At 64.8% G+C, this 14,129-nt stretch carries 15 protein-coding genes; 7 read left to right on the top strand and 8 right to left on the bottom strand.

All coding sequences use genetic code 11. The features are described from left to right. The first annotated feature begins 43 nt into the window (after positions 1-43). The gene (locus ACYVKQ_RS14365) at positions 44-3,163 is read left to right on the top strand and encodes an efflux RND transporter permease subunit (RefSeq protein WP_460676038.1); all 3,120 of its coding nucleotides are present in this window, start codon (positions 44-46) and stop codon (positions 3,161-3,163) included. Between the two features lie 214 nt (positions 3,164-3,377). Next, positions 3,378-4,805 carry a TolC family protein gene (locus ACYVKQ_RS14360; protein ID WP_460676037.1) on the top strand — a complete coding sequence of 476 codons (1,428 nt, stop codon included), beginning with the start codon at positions 3,378-3,380 and terminating at the stop codon, positions 4,803-4,805. A gap of 111 nt (positions 4,806-4,916) precedes the next feature. Here the strand turns inward: ACYVKQ_RS14360 and ACYVKQ_RS14355 are convergent, their stop codons facing one another. From ACYVKQ_RS14355 to ACYVKQ_RS14335, 5 genes are read right to left on the bottom strand one after another with little or no spacing between them, the layout of a single operon-like run. Beyond that, the gene (locus tag ACYVKQ_RS14355) at positions 4,917-5,126 is read right to left on the bottom strand and encodes a hypothetical protein (protein ID WP_460676036.1); all 210 of its coding nucleotides are present in this window, start codon (positions 5,124-5,126) and stop codon (positions 4,917-4,919) included. A gap of 35 nt (positions 5,127-5,161) precedes the next feature. Beyond that, positions 5,162-5,434 carry a hypothetical protein gene (locus tag ACYVKQ_RS14350; RefSeq protein WP_460676035.1) on the bottom strand — a complete coding sequence of 91 codons (273 nt, stop codon included), beginning with the start codon at positions 5,432-5,434 and terminating at the stop codon, positions 5,162-5,164. A 55-nt stretch (positions 5,435-5,489) separates the two neighbouring features. After that, positions 5,490-5,840, bottom strand: a complete 351-nt coding sequence (locus ACYVKQ_RS14345) for a hypothetical protein (protein WP_460676034.1) — start codon at positions 5,838-5,840, stop codon at positions 5,490-5,492. A 53-nt stretch (positions 5,841-5,893) separates the two neighbouring features. After that, positions 5,894-6,040, bottom strand: coding sequence for a hypothetical protein (locus tag ACYVKQ_RS14340; protein ID WP_460676033.1), 147 nt, complete (start codon positions 6,038-6,040; stop codon positions 5,894-5,896). Next, the gene (locus ACYVKQ_RS14335) at positions 6,028-6,300 is read right to left on the bottom strand and encodes a hypothetical protein (RefSeq protein ID WP_460676032.1); all 273 of its coding nucleotides are present in this window, start codon (positions 6,298-6,300) and stop codon (positions 6,028-6,030) included. Before ACYVKQ_RS14335 ends, ACYVKQ_RS14340 begins: the two co-directional genes overlap by 13 nt. 471 nt (positions 6,301-6,771) lie before the next feature. On the opposite strand from ACYVKQ_RS14335, the gene ACYVKQ_RS14330 reads away from it, so the two are divergent. From ACYVKQ_RS14330 to ACYVKQ_RS14320, 3 genes are read left to right on the top strand one after another with little or no spacing between them, the layout of a single operon-like run. Continuing rightward, complete coding sequence (locus ACYVKQ_RS14330; RefSeq protein ID WP_460676031.1) at positions 6,772-7,179, top strand: hypothetical protein; 408 nt, start codon at positions 6,772-6,774, stop codon at positions 7,177-7,179. A gap of 53 nt (positions 7,180-7,232) precedes the next feature. Continuing rightward, positions 7,233-7,457 (top strand): hypothetical protein, encoded by a 225-nt coding sequence (locus ACYVKQ_RS14325; RefSeq protein WP_460676030.1) that lies wholly within the window; start codon positions 7,233-7,235, stop codon positions 7,455-7,457. A gap of 18 nt (positions 7,458-7,475) precedes the next feature. Beyond that, positions 7,476-7,649 carry a hypothetical protein gene (locus tag ACYVKQ_RS14320; RefSeq protein ID WP_460676029.1) on the top strand — a complete coding sequence of 58 codons (174 nt, stop codon included), beginning with the start codon at positions 7,476-7,478 and terminating at the stop codon, positions 7,647-7,649. A 138-nt stretch (positions 7,650-7,787) separates the two neighbouring features. On the opposite strand, the gene ACYVKQ_RS14315 is transcribed toward ACYVKQ_RS14320, so the two are convergent. Beyond that, positions 7,788-9,323, bottom strand: coding sequence for a zinc metalloprotease (locus ACYVKQ_RS14315; RefSeq protein WP_460676028.1), 1,536 nt, complete (start codon positions 9,321-9,323; stop codon positions 7,788-7,790). A gap of 406 nt (positions 9,324-9,729) precedes the next feature. Here ACYVKQ_RS14315 and ACYVKQ_RS14310 point away from each other — a divergent pair, with 406 nt between their 5' ends. Beyond that, complete coding sequence (locus tag ACYVKQ_RS14310) at positions 9,730-11,463, top strand: T9SS type A sorting domain-containing protein (protein WP_460676027.1); 1,734 nt, start codon at positions 9,730-9,732, stop codon at positions 11,461-11,463. A gap of 120 nt (positions 11,464-11,583) precedes the next feature. On the opposite strand, the gene ACYVKQ_RS14305 is transcribed toward ACYVKQ_RS14310, so the two are convergent. Then, complete coding sequence (locus tag ACYVKQ_RS14305) at positions 11,584-12,861, bottom strand: zinc dependent phospholipase C family protein (RefSeq protein ID WP_460676026.1); 1,278 nt, start codon at positions 12,859-12,861, stop codon at positions 11,584-11,586. 93 nt (positions 12,862-12,954) lie between these two features. Between ACYVKQ_RS14305 and ACYVKQ_RS14300 the strand changes: the two genes are divergently transcribed. Then, positions 12,955-13,707, top strand: a complete 753-nt coding sequence (locus ACYVKQ_RS14300; RefSeq protein WP_460676025.1) for a TVP38/TMEM64 family protein — start codon at positions 12,955-12,957, stop codon at positions 13,705-13,707. A gap of 96 nt (positions 13,708-13,803) precedes the next feature. On the opposite strand, the gene ACYVKQ_RS14295 is transcribed toward ACYVKQ_RS14300, so the two are convergent. Then, the gene (locus ACYVKQ_RS14295) at positions 13,804-14,013 is read right to left on the bottom strand and encodes a heavy-metal-associated domain-containing protein (RefSeq protein WP_460676024.1); all 210 of its coding nucleotides are present in this window, start codon (positions 14,011-14,013) and stop codon (positions 13,804-13,806) included. Between the last annotated feature and the right edge of the window lie 116 nt (positions 14,014-14,129).

Raw genomic sequence — 14,129 nt, 5'->3', positions numbered from 1 at the left:
AAATCAGAATTCTTATTTGTTCATTCTTAATTATTGATTGACAATGAGTTTATCCTCCACCAGTATTGACCGCCCGGTGCTGGCCATCGTGATGAGCTTGGTCATCACCCTGTTCGGCATCATCGGCTACCGCTACCTCTCGGTGCGCGAGTATCCCAGCGTCGATCCGCCCATCATTACCGTGTCGGCCAACTACACCGGCGCCTCGGCCGACGTGATTCAGTCGCAGGTGACCGAGCCGCTGGAAGAAGCGCTGAACGGCATCCAGGGCATCCGCAACATGACCTCGACCTCACGCGACGGCCGGGCCACCATCACGGTGGAGTTCGACCTGGAGGCCGACCTGGAAACGGCCGCCAACGACGTGCGCGACAAGGTATCGGGCGCGGGCGGCCGCCTGCCCCGCGACATGGACCCGCCCACGGTGAACAAGGCCAACGCCGACTCGCAACCCATTGTGATGACCTACCTCAGCTCCGACCAGCGCACGCTACTGGAGCTGACCGACTACGCCAACAACACGCTCAAAGAGCGCCTGCAGACGATTCCGGGCGTTTCGGAAGTGCGCGTGTACGGCGAGCGGAAATACTCCATGCGCCTGTGGCTCGACCCGGTGAAGCTGACTGCCCTGCGCGTGAGCCCCACGGAAGTGCAGCAGGCCCTGAGCCGCGAAAACGTGGAGCTGCCCTCGGGCGCCGTGCAGGGCCAGAGCACCCAGCTCACGCTGCGCACCATGGGCCGCCTGAGTTCCGAGCAGGACTTCAACAACCTGATTCTGCGCCGCGACTCGACCTCGCTCATCCGCATGTCGGACGTGGGCTACGCCGAGCTTTACCCGGAGAACGACCAGACCATCTTCCGCGTCAACGGCACGCCGATGGTGGGCCTGGCCGTGATTCCGCAGCCGGGCTCGAACCAGATCGACATTGCCGACGAGTTCAACAAGCGCCTGGAGCAGTACAAGGGCGACCTGCCCAAGGACCTGACCCTGAGCCCGGGCTTCGACAACTCGGTGTTTATCCGCAACTCGCTCAACGAGGTAAAGCACACGCTGTACGAAGCGTTTGGCCTCGTGGTGGTCATCATCTTCCTGTTCCTGCGCGACTGGCGCTCCACCATCATTCCGATGGTGGCCATTCCGGTGTCGCTGGTGGGTATCTTCTTCGTGATGTACCTGTTGGGCTTCTCCATCAACGTGTTGACCATGCTGGCCATCGTGCTGGCCATCGGCCTGGTGGTGGACGACGCCATCGTGGTGCTCGAAAACATCTACTCCCGCATCGAGGCGGGCGAAGACCCGATGGAGGCGGCGCACAAGGGCTCCAACGAAATTTTCTTCGCCATCATTTCCACCACGGTGGTGCTGGCGGCGGTGTTTTTGCCGGTGGTGTTCCTCTCGGGCATCACGGGTCGCCTGTTCCGCGAGTTTGGCATCGTGGTGGCCGGTTCGGTGCTGATTTCGGCGTTTGTGTCGCTCACGCTCACGCCGATGATGGCCTCCCGCTTGCTCAAGCGCAGCGAAAACCACAACTGGTTTTACCGCAAGACCGAACCCTTCTTCGAAGCCTTGACCAACGGCTACAAGCGCAGCCTGCAGTCGTTTCTGAACAGCCGCATCTGGGCCTGGGTGATTGTGGCCGGCACCATCGGCGGCATCTACTTTTTCATGAAGGCCATTCCCTCGGAATTGTCGCCGGTGGAAGACCGCAGCCGCGTCAACATCAGTGCCACGGCGCCGGAAGGCTCTTCGTTTGAGTTCATGGACCAGTACATGGCCCAGCTCACCAAGATCATCCTGGATTCGACCGGCAACAACCTCAGCAGCGTGTTTACGGTGACGGCGCCCGGCTTTGGCGGGGGCGGCGGGCCGAACTCGGGCGTGGCCCGCGTGCTGCTGATCGACGCCGATGAGCGCGCGACGTCCCAGCAAGAGCTGGCCGACAAGCTGAGCCCCGCCGTGAAAAAGCTGAGCGCGGCCCGCGCCTCCATCTCGCAGGACCAGAGCATCGGCGGCGGGGGCGGCGGCGGCTTGCCGGTACAGTTCGTGGTGCAGACGCAGGACTTCGACAAGCTGCGGGAAGTGGTGCCCAAGTTTCTGGCGGCGGCCTCGGCCGACCCCACGTTCCAGTTCGTGGACGTGAACCTGAAGTTCAACAAGCCCGAGTTGCGCGTTATCATCGACCGGGAAAAGGCGCAGAGCCTAGGCGTATCGGTGCAGGACATCTCGCAGACGCTGCAGGCAGGCCTGAGCGGCCAGCGCTACGGCTACTTCATCCGCGAAGGCAAGCAGTACCAGATCATCGGGCAGGTGGCGCGCGAAAACCGCGACCAGCCGCTGGACGTGCGCCTGCTGTCGGTCAAAAACAACCGCGGCGAGCTGGTGCAGCTCGACAACGTGATTCGGCTGGAGGAAAGCAGCACGCCGCCGCAGCTCTACCGCTTCAACCGCTACAACTCGGCTACCTTCTCGGCTTCGTTGGCCAAGGGCAAGACCGTGGGCGACGGCATCGCGGCCATGCAGGCCGTGGCCGACAAAACCCTGGACGACACCTTCTCCACGGAGCTGGCCGGCACCTCGCGCGACTTCTCCGAAAGCTCCTCCTCGCTGGTGTTTGCCTTCGGCCTGGCCCTGGTGCTGATTTACCTGACGTTGGCGGCGCAGTTCGAGAGCTTCAAGGACCCGGCCATCATCATGGTGACGGTGCCGCTGGCCCTGGCCGGGGCGCTGCTGAGCCTGTGGTACTTCAACCAGACGCTGAACATCTTCTCCCAGATCGGGGTGATTATGCTCATTGGACTGGTGACGAAAAACGGTATCCTCATCGTGGAGTTTGCCAACCAGCGCGCCGAGCAGGGCGTGGATTACATGGAGGCGCTGGTGGAAGCGGCCGCCACGCGCTTCCGCCCCATCATGATGACTTCGCTGTGCGCCATCCTCGGCATCCTGCCGATTGCCATTGCCACCGGCGCGGGCGCCCTGAGCCGCCGCGCCATGGGCATCGGCGTGGTGGGCGGGCTGGTTTTCGCCACGGGCCTCACCCTGTACATCGTGCCGGTGATGTACTCGTACTTCGCCACCGCAAAAAAGCGCAAGCACGCCAAGCCCGAGCCCGTGGAAGATACCAGTAAGCACCCCGAGCCGGTAGAATCGGTGCTGGCCTAACGCCCCCTCCCCTCTTGCTGCTTGCGGAAAGAGGGCGCTTGGACGGCCGCTCCAAACGGAGCGCCCGTTTTGAGTTGGTTATGCCGAGCCGTTGAACGGTATGTTGCGGCCCGGAACCCAATGCCTCCATCCTTTCCCGCCCCGCCCTGTTCGGGGCGGAGCATCCGTTTCAGCCTTTAGCTTTCAGCTCTCCGCTTCAGTCCAGCTTCCCCGAATGCACTTCCGAACCCGTTTCTTTTCCCTGCGCGTCCTGCTGCCCCTGACGGCTTTGCTGCTGCCAGCGCTGGCGGAGGCGCAGCAGCGGCCCGTCAACCCGAACCCCGGCGACCAGCTGGCCAAGCCGCAGACCGTGGCTCCGGCCCCGGTGCTGTCGTTGGAAGAGGCCATCCGGCTGGGCCTGGAAAACAACTACGGCATCCGCATCGCGCAGCGCGACGAGCGGATTGCCACCAACAACGTCACCCGCGGCAACGCCGGGCAGCTGCCCGTGGTCAACGGCAACTTCACCCGCAACTACACCATCAACAACGTTCGGCAGGAGTCGTCGGCGCGGCCCGACCCGAGCGTGGCCACGGGCGCACGCTCCAACCAGCTGAACACCAACGTGGCCATGACCTGGACCATCTTCGACGGGCTGGGCATGTTCATCGCCTACGACCGGCTGCGGGCCCTGGAGCAGCAGCAGCGGCAGGTGACGCGCAGCACCGTGGAGCAGACCGTGGCCGCCATCACCGACGCGTACTACGCGGTGGTGCGCGAGTCGGGCCGCATCCGCGCCTTCGAAGAAGCCCTGAAGATCGGGCAGGCGCGCATCGACCTTACGCAGGCGCAGGTGGACGTGGGCGTAGCGGCCAAAGTGGAACTGCTCACGGCCCAGGTGGACTTCAACGCCGACCGCGCCGCGCTCATTCAGCAGCAGGAAGCCTTGGCCACGGCCAAGGTGAACCTGAACAACCTGCTGGCCCGCGCCCCCGAAATCGACCTGGCCCCGTCGGACTCCATCGTGGTCAGCCGCGACCTGCGCAAGGACGAGGTGGTGGCCGGCATTCAGCAGCGCAACCCGCAGCTGCAGCAGGCCCGTCTGGGCGTCGACGTGGCCAACTACGACCGCCGCCTGGTCACGGCCAGCCGCTTCCCGCAGGTGGGCCTGACCAGCGGCTACGGCCTGAACCGCAACGTGAACGGGGCAGCTTTCTTCGGCAACAGCCTGGTTACCAACACCGGCCGCACGCAGGGCTTCAACTACGGCGTGGTGGCATCGGTGCCCATCTTCGACGGCTTCAACCGCCGGCGCCTGGAACAGAACGCCCGCATTGCCATCGAGCAGAGCCAGCTGCAGCTGCAGCAGACCGAGCTGGACCTGAACTCGCAGGCGCAGCAGGCCTACCTGCAGTACCAGAACCGCCTGCAGACGCTGGACCTGGAGGAGGCCAACATTCAGCTGGCCCGCCAGAACGTGGCCATCACGCTGGAGCGCTACCGCCTGGGCCTGCTCACGCCGCTGGCCCTGCGCGAAGCCCAGCGCAACCAGATCAACGCCGAAAACCGCCTGCTCGACGCCCGCTTCAACGCCAAGCAGGCCGAAACGGTGCTGCGCCAGCTGAGTGGACAGCTCGTGCAGGAAGCGCCCAACGCAAAGTAGCCGGGCGTATCTTTCGGCTCTATCCAGCAAAGCCAACCGCCGGCGGCGCGAACTTCCCGTTCGCGCCGCCGGCGGTTGGCTTTAGGCTTCCCGGCGGTTGTTCGGTACAGGCTACTTGTCCATCCGATTGAGCAGATGAATCACGTTTTGTAACTGCTCGCGCAATTCCTTGTCGCGGCGCTCGGCAGTGGCGTAAACCAGGTATGCCTCGAAGCTCAGGCCGCTGCGCAGGGCCGGGTTTTCGGCCACAATGACGCGGTAGTCACGCAGAAATGCTTCCAATGCGGCCGACTTGGCGGTCAGTTCCTGGGAGGTACTCATGGTTGGAGCAAGGTTTCGGAAGTGGAGGTGAAGGGCTAAACGGCAAAATAGGCGGCTATGGCCAGGTGCAGCCGGGATAAGTCGCCCATGGGCAGGCGCACAAATACGGATTGGGTGTCGCGTACATCGGCGGCCGCAGACAGCACGTAGGTCGGCGCGCCCACGCACCAGAGCGCGTACAGCGGCGGGCTGCCGGCGGGGCAGTGCTGGTAAGCGTACACCCGTACGTCCTCCATGCGCCAGCGCAGCGGGTCGCCGGCCGGGGGCTGGTAGGCAAAGCCCACCGTCGAAAATTGGAGCCGGGTCATGTGGGGCAGCAAAAAAACCGGGGCCGGCGCACCAATGCGCCGGCCCCGGTTGGCCCTAGCGGGTGACGCCCTTGGGAAAGCCCAGGGGGCGGCTGCGGGGTGCGTTGGGAATGGCGGCGCCACGGCCTCCGTGTTCGGCAAAAAAGGTTTCCACCTCTTGGCTAAGGCCGGCGGTGTCGTTCACGGCCAGGTCGCGGATGATGTCTTGCTGGGCCAACGGCCAAGGCAGAGCACTCAGGCGCCAAGCCGGAATGCCGAAGGGCAGCGCCACGTACAGGCAGGTGCCATCCTGCGCGGCTTGATCGTGGCGGTACAGCCAGGTGTTGAAGAACGAATGCGACGGGCGGCCTTGGTCGGCATCGGATACCTGACTGAAGCCAAGCGCATTGAAAGGGGATTCCATCATGAAAAAGACAGCTGCCGGGGCAGTGTATGGGAAAGAACGAGCAGAAACGCTGCTCAGCGCCAAGCGTAAATCAAGCCGCCGAACAGCAGCAGCGCGGCCATGAACAGGGCCAGCCACCACCCATCACGGGTGATGCGCGGACGGTGTCGGTGCAGGCGGTCCAGCCGCGCCCGGCGGGCGGCCGCGGTCAGTTGAGCCATGACGAGCACAGCATGCGGAAGCGGTGGGGCTTGAACGAGTTGAAGTAGGGAGCTGGCGAGGAGAACTGCAGCACGTACACTATCGTGACGCCGCGGTGCGGGTTTTGCACCACACGCACGGCGTACACCTGTCCTTCTTCGAGCCAGTCGCCGGTGTGGTCGGCGGGACGGCCGCTGGCATCGATGCAGCGGGCATAATCAATGACGGGGCTTACTTCGATGGCCTCGGCCAGGGTGAGGTTGGCAGCGGGAATAGGCATGGCGGCGGGCGTTACGGGTGCGAACTTCCCGCCACGGGCTTCGTCGCGGGCACTCTTCATTCACTGCACCGGCCCCGGGACGGGGCGTCTGCCACCGCTGCGTTTTTGCTGCGGCAGCCGGAAGGTACGCGAAGCGAAGGACCGCCACCGCACGCGTCCAAGACCAATCCAGCCGGCGCAGCGGCCCGGAGCGGGAGCTACCCGACGCAGCGGCATGACCAGCCGCTGGCTCTGTCTCGTGGCTAAGCCACCGCGCAGCAGCGCATTGCACTGTAAGCCCGCCGATTACCCGGTGGGCGTAAACGCTACGACACAGGCGGCCCTTTAGCTTTTGCGGTGTACGTACCAGCCGCGCGTCCGACTATGTTTTAACCTCGCCGCGAAAAATATACTTGCGGCTCCGTGCCGCAGCCGGCCTTACCGAGCGGTTTCCCGTTGTTTTGCGCACGGGCTGCTAACTTGACCCGTGCCATGCTTCTGCCCTCCTGCTCCATCCAATACCGTTCCGACCTACAGGTACTCGTTGCGCGCTGGCCCGCCGATGCGCCGTTTGCCCAGTTGCAGGCCGATTTCGAAGCCATCCTGCGCGCCGCCGAAGCCCAGCAGGCCGCGCACTGGCTGCTGGACGTGCGCCGCCGCGACGAGCTGACCCCTAATTTGGCCCACTGGACTACCCACGACTTCTTTCCACGCGCGGCGCGGCAGCTGGCTCCGGGTGCGCTGCGCATCGCCGCCCTGGCCTCTCCCGTGCGCCGGGCCGTATACGAGCGCGACGGCGCGCAGCGTGACACCCTCACGTACGGCCTCGACGGGGCCCGCCCCTACCGGCTGCAGCTCTTTGCCGACGAAGGGGCGGCCGTTGCCTGGCTGCGCCCCTGACAGCCCGGCTTCTTGCCGTGGTACCACTTTGCATTCCCCTCTTTGCCTTCTTAATGCCTGCCGCCGACCTATCCACCCTACTGCACCTTCATTTTCGGCCCGATCTGGGCCTGCTCACCGTGCGCTGGCTGCGCGACCCCGCCACCCTGGCCGAAGCCCAAGCGGCGCACCAGGCCATCCTGGACCGGGCCTGCACCGAAGGCACCGGCAACTTGCTCATGGACCGCCGCCGCTCTGTGCCCGACGCAGAAGTTTCTCAGTGGGTGGCCTTGTCCTGACTGCCGGCAGCAGCCCGGTTGCTGCCGCAGTCCCTACGGCTGGCGTCGTTGGTGTCGCCGGAGCTGTGGCAGCTCATCACGACCCAAGCGCCGCTGCGCACCGCCGCCGAAGAAGTGCTTCGTCCCGACCAACCCTACCGGGTAAGCGTGTTCATGGACGAAGGCGAAGCCGTACGCTGGCTGCTGACCTGAGCCCGGCGCCGCCCCGTCCGCCGCGTCGACTGCTCCCGTTCGAAAACCCTGCCCGTTATCGAAAGTCAGCGCCCTCGCGGCGCCTCCGGCTGCTCACCAGAGACGCCGCGGGGGCGCTGGCAGGCCGGTTGCAGTCTCTTACTGCACCACGAAGCGACTCACCCGTACGCCGGCGGCCGTGGTGAGGCGGGCAATGTAGGTACCCGGCTGTAGGCGGCTTACATCGAGACGGCCAGTACCGGCTGAAAGGGACACGGCTGCCAGCACGCGCTGCCCGGAAAGGCTACAGCATTCCAATTGCCCGGCTGTGGCGGCCGCGTAGCGAAGCTGCCCATCGGTCACAAGAGTAGGCAGTACCCGAAACGGCTCGGTCGTCAGCACGGAAGGGGTGGCGGTGCGTACGTCGGAGTAGGTGGTGGTGCCGTCCAGGTCGACTTGACGCAGGCGGTAGTACAGGGTGGCCCCGGCTGGCAGGTGAGCATCGGTGTACGCGTAGTGGCTGCGGGTGCTTGTGCTGCCCTGCCCCGCTACCCGTTGCAGCTCGGCAAAAGCACGGCCATCGGCCGAGCGTTCCACGGCAAAATATGCGTTGTTTTTCTCCTGTGCCGTCACCCAGCGTAGCTCCACGGCGCCACCGCGCGGGGTAGCCGCAAAGCTCACCAACTCCACGGGCAACGGCGTGGCCACGGGCGTAAGGGCCGGCGAGGCCAGCAGGCTGGCGCGAAGTCCGCCGGCCTCGAACAGGGCTTGCACGCGCTGCCGCTGTCCGGCCGTGAAGGCGTTCATGCAGGCGTCGTTTGCGTAGTCCATGAAGTTCATGTACATGTCGCCTTCGGCCGGACTCTTGGAGCAGGAAAGCACCGGCCCATTGGGGCAGCCGTAGTTGGGCAGGCTTTGCGGGGGCGTATCCGCTACGTTGTCGGTACTCTGGCAGCCGCCCTGGAAGGTGTGGTGCAGGTTCAGCCAATGGCCCACCTCGTGGGTGGCCGTGCGGCCCAGGTTGTACGGATTGTACACCCCGCCCGGCACGGTGGAATAGTGCACTACCACGCCGTCGAAGGTGTTGTCGCCGCCCGGATACTGCGCATAGCCCAGCGTGCCGGAATTGAGGTTGCAGAGCCACAGGTTCAGGTACTGCCCGGCCGGCCAGGCGTTCAGCCCGCCAAAGCTGTGCAGCTTTACCCGGTCGCCGGCCCAGGACGTGACGGTGGTCTGCCGCCGCTCGATGCCGGTGGTGGGCCGGCCCTGCGGGTCACGTAAGGCAAGGCGAAACTGCACGCCCACGTTGGAGGCCCGGGCTTGAAATGCAGCCGGCGTATTGACGGCGTCGGGGTTGGTGCGTCCGTAATCCTGGTTCAGCACCTCGATCTGCGCCCGGATCTGCTCGTCGCTCACGTTCTGGGCTTCCGTATTGTACACCACGTGCACCACGACCGGAATGACAACCGGCGTGGCCGCTGTACGGGCGGCATCCTGCTGGCGCTGCGCGGCCCGCGCGTCGGCCTGCTGGTAGGCGTGCCGTTGCGCGGGGGTCAGGCTGGCCTCCCACTCGGCAGGCGAGGGAGTACTGCAGGTACGCTGAGCCTGTGCACGGGGCGCCAGCCAGGCGCTGCCCATGAGTACCAAACCGGCAATTAACGGCGTGAGCTTTTCCCGGAAGTAGAGACGCGTCATGAATTGTGTATTAGAATGTCATAGGCAGCAAAACAGCCCCGGAACGGGCTAGTGAGGATAAAAATTCATAGAGTTCCACTATTAGCAAATATTCTTACGAAGGTGCTGCTTTGCCTTGCCGTTGTCCTATCTCCCGGGCTGAGTACCGGGCGGTTGTGCTGTGCACACTCCTTTGGTGCGCCACGTGGGTTTCGGCATCACCCAGCACTGTGACAGGCGCGGGCGCAACGAGGACAAAAGCGGATTTGGATACACGCCGGCGTCGTGCCTAAGTTCGCAGCACCCCGCCGGCTGCGGCGGTCTGGCCGGCACCCTCCCCGGACTTCGCGCTGAGGCCCGACGGCTAAAGCCACTGGCAGCCTTTGCCAGCGTCAATCAAGCCGATACTTCCCACTCCCTGAATACTATGCTCTTGTTTTATTTCTATTCTTCGGCGGCCCGTCGCTCCCTCCTGCTACTGATTCTGCTGCTGGGCTGGTCGGCCCGCGCCCAGACGCCGTCCTGGCAAGCAGTAGCTCCTGCCGGCGTGGCCTCCGCGGGCAATTCCCTTGTCACGGCCACAGCCACGGATGCGGCCGGCAACGTGTACTTGGCCGGCGAATTCGACGGCACCGTGGTTTTCGGCGGCACCACGCTGACCACGAGCGGCTCCACGGACGTGTTTGTGGCCAAGTGGAGCAGCGCCACGCGCGGGTTCGTGTGGGCGCAGCGCGCTGGCGGCTTTGCCAACGAAGCTGTTACCGGAGTGGCCGTGAGCGGCCCGAACGTGTACCTCGTGGGCACTTTTAGCGGCACGGCCACTTTCGGCAGCGTAGCCCTGACCAGCAGCGGTGGCGTCGACTTGTTCGTGAGCAAACTGACGGATGCCGGCAGCAGCGCCGGCTTTGCCTGGGCTCAGCGGGCGGGCTCGGGCGGGTACGAGTACGCAAAAGCCGTGGCTGTAAGCGGCTCGCACGTGTACGTGGCCGGTTACTTCAGCAGCGCTACCGCCTCCTTCGGTTCCATCGATCTACCCAACGCCGACCCCTGGGGCGCCAGCTACGACGTCTTCGTAGCCAGGCTCACCGACGCGGGCACTACGGCCAGCTTTGCCTGGGCTACGCGCGCCGGCGCGGCGGGCAGCGAGCAGGTGGAGGGCCTGGCCGCGAGCGGCAACGAGGTGTACCTGGCGGGTACCTTCCAAGGCGCCACGGCGAGTTTCGGCGCTACCACGCTCACCAATGCAGGCACCAATAACAGCCCGGACGTCTTCGTGGCCAAGCTGCTGGACGGCGGCACCAGCGGTGCATTTGCCTGGGCCCGGCAGGCCGGTGGCGGCGGCAGCGACCTGGCCCACGCCGTGGCTACGCACGGCGGCGAGGTGTACGTAACGGGTGGATTTAGCAGCGCAACAGCCGCCTTTGGCCCTACCGTGTTGGCCAACACCGGCAGCGGCATTTCACCGGGCGCCGATGTGTTCGTGACCAAGCTCACTGCGGCGGGTGCCTTCGCCTGGACCGTGCAGGCCGGCAGCCCCGACGACGAAATGGCCAGAAGCCTCGCTGTGCTCGGCCCCGATGTGTACTTAACCGGCTACTTCGGGGGCCGCACCAGCCGCTTCGGCTCCACGGTGCTCACCAATACGAGTACCGGCGGCTACAACGATGTGTTTGTGGCCAAGCTCACCGATGCCGGCCCCGCAGCGGCTTTCGTATGGGCGCTGCAGGCCGGCGGCACCGGCGGCGATTTCGCCGGTACGGTAGCCGCCAGCGGCCGCCGGGTATTCGTGACCGGTGTCGTTACGCCCCCGGCCACGTTTGGTACCCTTACCTTACCTGGTTCGTCCCCATCAGGCCTTACCGCTTTCCTGGCCACCATCAACGATGAGGTGCTGGCGGCCGCACCTGCTACTGCCCTGCCCACGCTCAGCGTGTTTCCTAACCCGGCCCACTCCACGGCAACCGTGCAGCTACCGGCGCTGTCCGGGGCCACCACGCTGGTGCTCATGGATGCCCAGGCCCGGGAAGTGTACCGCCAGCAGGTGCGCCTGCCGGCCCTGGGCACGGTGAAAGTGCCCGTACACGGCTTGCCTGCGGGCATGTATCAGGTGCGCGTGCAAACCGGTTCTCAGCTGCTCACTTGCGCCCTGATGGTGCAATAAAACGCTCCGGCTTGTCAACACCTTCCGTCTCCGCTCCAGCGGAGCCGGAGCCGCCGTCCTGACCCGGCAAAGGCGGGCGGCAGCACCCGTCAGCGGGGCTTGTGCGCGGAAGTCCCCGCCTTACCGGGGAACCGGTACAGTGGCCGGTAACGCCAGCGTCCGCAGTTGCAGCAGCGCTTCCTGGGTTTCGGCGAGGGTTTTCTGGTCCTTTTCGTCCGCGGCCCGCGGCAGGTGGGGCGCTCCGTCGAAAAAGGCCAAAATGTTGGACTGCACGGGGGCGCTTACGGCGGCAAACTTGTCTTTAGCGAGCTTGCGCACCCATTCCCCGTAGGTTTCGTCGGCCAAAGCATACTCCCCCACTTTTGTCGGCCGGCCGGTGTCGAAGTCGTAGTTGGGCAGTGCGGCCGGGTGCGTGGCTTGGGCCTCACGGGTCTGCGTGAGGGCCTGGCAGTAGTCGCTCATCACGTCGTTGAAACTCTGTTTGAACAGTTGCTGGGCTTCGGGCGTGGGCAGCTTAAAGGCAAAAGGCCGTAGCGGGCCAATTTTGGGCAGCACCCGAATGATTTTGGACGCGAGACGCGCCCCCAGGCCGGGCTTGTCGTAACCGGTGCCGTACTCCCGCCGGAATTGCCGCTCGCTCAGGTGGTACACGTAGTCGCGGCGACGAGCGCGCGGCTCGAGCTTGCGGATGTTGTCGCGCTCGGCGTGCCAGGCAGCCCGGGCCGCGGTCGGAATGAGTTGGCTGACGGCGAAGCGGAAGGTGCTCACGCTCAAGTCCAAGTCCACCACAATCTGTTTCAACTCCAGGCCGTAGGTCTGTTGAAACGCCCGCTCCAGCACCGACTTGCTTACCCGAAAGCCAATGAAGTCGTGGTAATTATCGGAGCGGTAGCGGCCAGCGGCCAGCTGTACCACGTCGAAGGCAAACTCCAGCTGCGTGTGCTGCACGGGCGCCTCGAAGTAGGTAACGGTGGGGCCAAACCGGGTTCCTAACTCGGGATACACCGAGGGCATGGCGCGGTTGGTGCCTTCGGAGTGGCCCTTGATGTCGGCCACGTAATGGGCCAGCGCGCCGAGGGCGAAGGCGTATTCGTTGCGGTCGTGGGCTTCCACCAGCAGGTTGCGCACGAAGTCGCCGGAGCGCACGTAGTGAGTCAGGTCGGTAAAGAGCTTGGACCCGAGCGGGTAATAGCCCATGTCCTGCACGATGGAGCCGCCATAGGCGTAGCTTTTCGCTTCGATGAACTGCTCGCGGGTGGCACCGGGGTAGCGCTGCTCCAGCAGGGGGCGCAGGCAGCGCCGCCAGCAGGTGTCTACGTTGGCCTGATGGGTGAGCACAGAGTATGCGGCGGCAGGAAAAGGCACCGCTAACAGCAGCACCAGCAGGAATCGGAACATAGGCGGCAACGGAACCGGTGACGGCCCCGAGTGCCAAACGGCAAACCGGCACGGGTCGTTGCCGTACCATCGGCAGTACCCGCTTCTACTTACATGGCCAACCGCTCCCACTTTACCCGCCTACCACTGTACATTTCCCTGGGCATCATTGGCTCGTTGGGCGCCTGCTACTTCCTGTGGCCGGCTTTTCAGGAACAGGTGCAGCAGGCCTGGCAGGCGCTGCGCAGCGGCGAGCAAGAGCAGGTAGCGGCTTGGGTGAAGCAGTTCGGCTATTGGGGGCCGATCGTCTTGGTGCTGGCCATGGTGGCGCAGATGTTTCTCATCGTCATCAACAACGCGCTGCTTATCCTGGTAGCGGTGCTGGCATACGGGCCGTGGTGGGGCTCCCTGCTGGCCTGGGTGGGGGTGCTAACGGCTTCCACCATCGGCTACTGGATTGGGCGAAGCCTCGGTGAATCGTTTATCATCCAGCTGTTGGGAGAGAAGACGGAGCAAAAAGTAGCCGATTTTGTGGACCGCTACGGGTTGGGGGCCGTGGCCCTCGCCCGCCTCACGCCCATCATCTCCAACGACGCGACCAGCTTCGTGGTCGGCATCACGTGCATGGGTTATTGGCGCTTCATCGGCGTGACGGCCGTGGCCATCATGCCCCTGATCGGGCTGCTGGCCTACCTGGGCCAAGACAGCGACCGGCTGAAAACCGGGCTGCTGTGGGTATCGGGTGTGGGGCTGCTCATTTTTGCGGCCTACATCTGGTGGGACAAGCGGCACCACCCGGCCGATCAGCACCCGCAAAAGGCTGGTGGTGCCGCGCCGCCCGACCCCTGCCACAGCCCGGCCCAGTAATGACAGGCTGAACGTGCCGCGCCGCGCGCCCCCCGACGGCGCGGGCTTTACTCTGATTAGAGGGAAGGCCCGCGCTGCCGGGGGGGTACCCGGCCGTTACGCCGGCTTTACCTCGAAGCCTTCCTCTGCGACAGCGGCGCGCACCTGCTCGGGCGTGAGCGAGTCGGAGTGTACGGTGAGCACTTTTTCGGGCGCGGCGGTGTCTACCTGCCAATTGCCGGCGCCAGCCAACTCGTTGAGCACGGGCGTGACGGCGCGCACGCAATTCTGGCAATTGATAGTGGTGGTGAAGCGCAACGTTTTCATGTGGTGAACAGTCAGCAGGTTAGCAGCCCGAACGCCGGACTGCCTGGGTAACAGCAAAGCTAGCGGGGCAGTGCCGCTTCGTCCGTACAGGATTAATCCGGCCGACTTACAATATT

The organism is Hymenobacter coalescens, from assembly GCF_054783195.1.
This window is presented reverse-complemented; position numbering and strand designations above follow the sequence as displayed.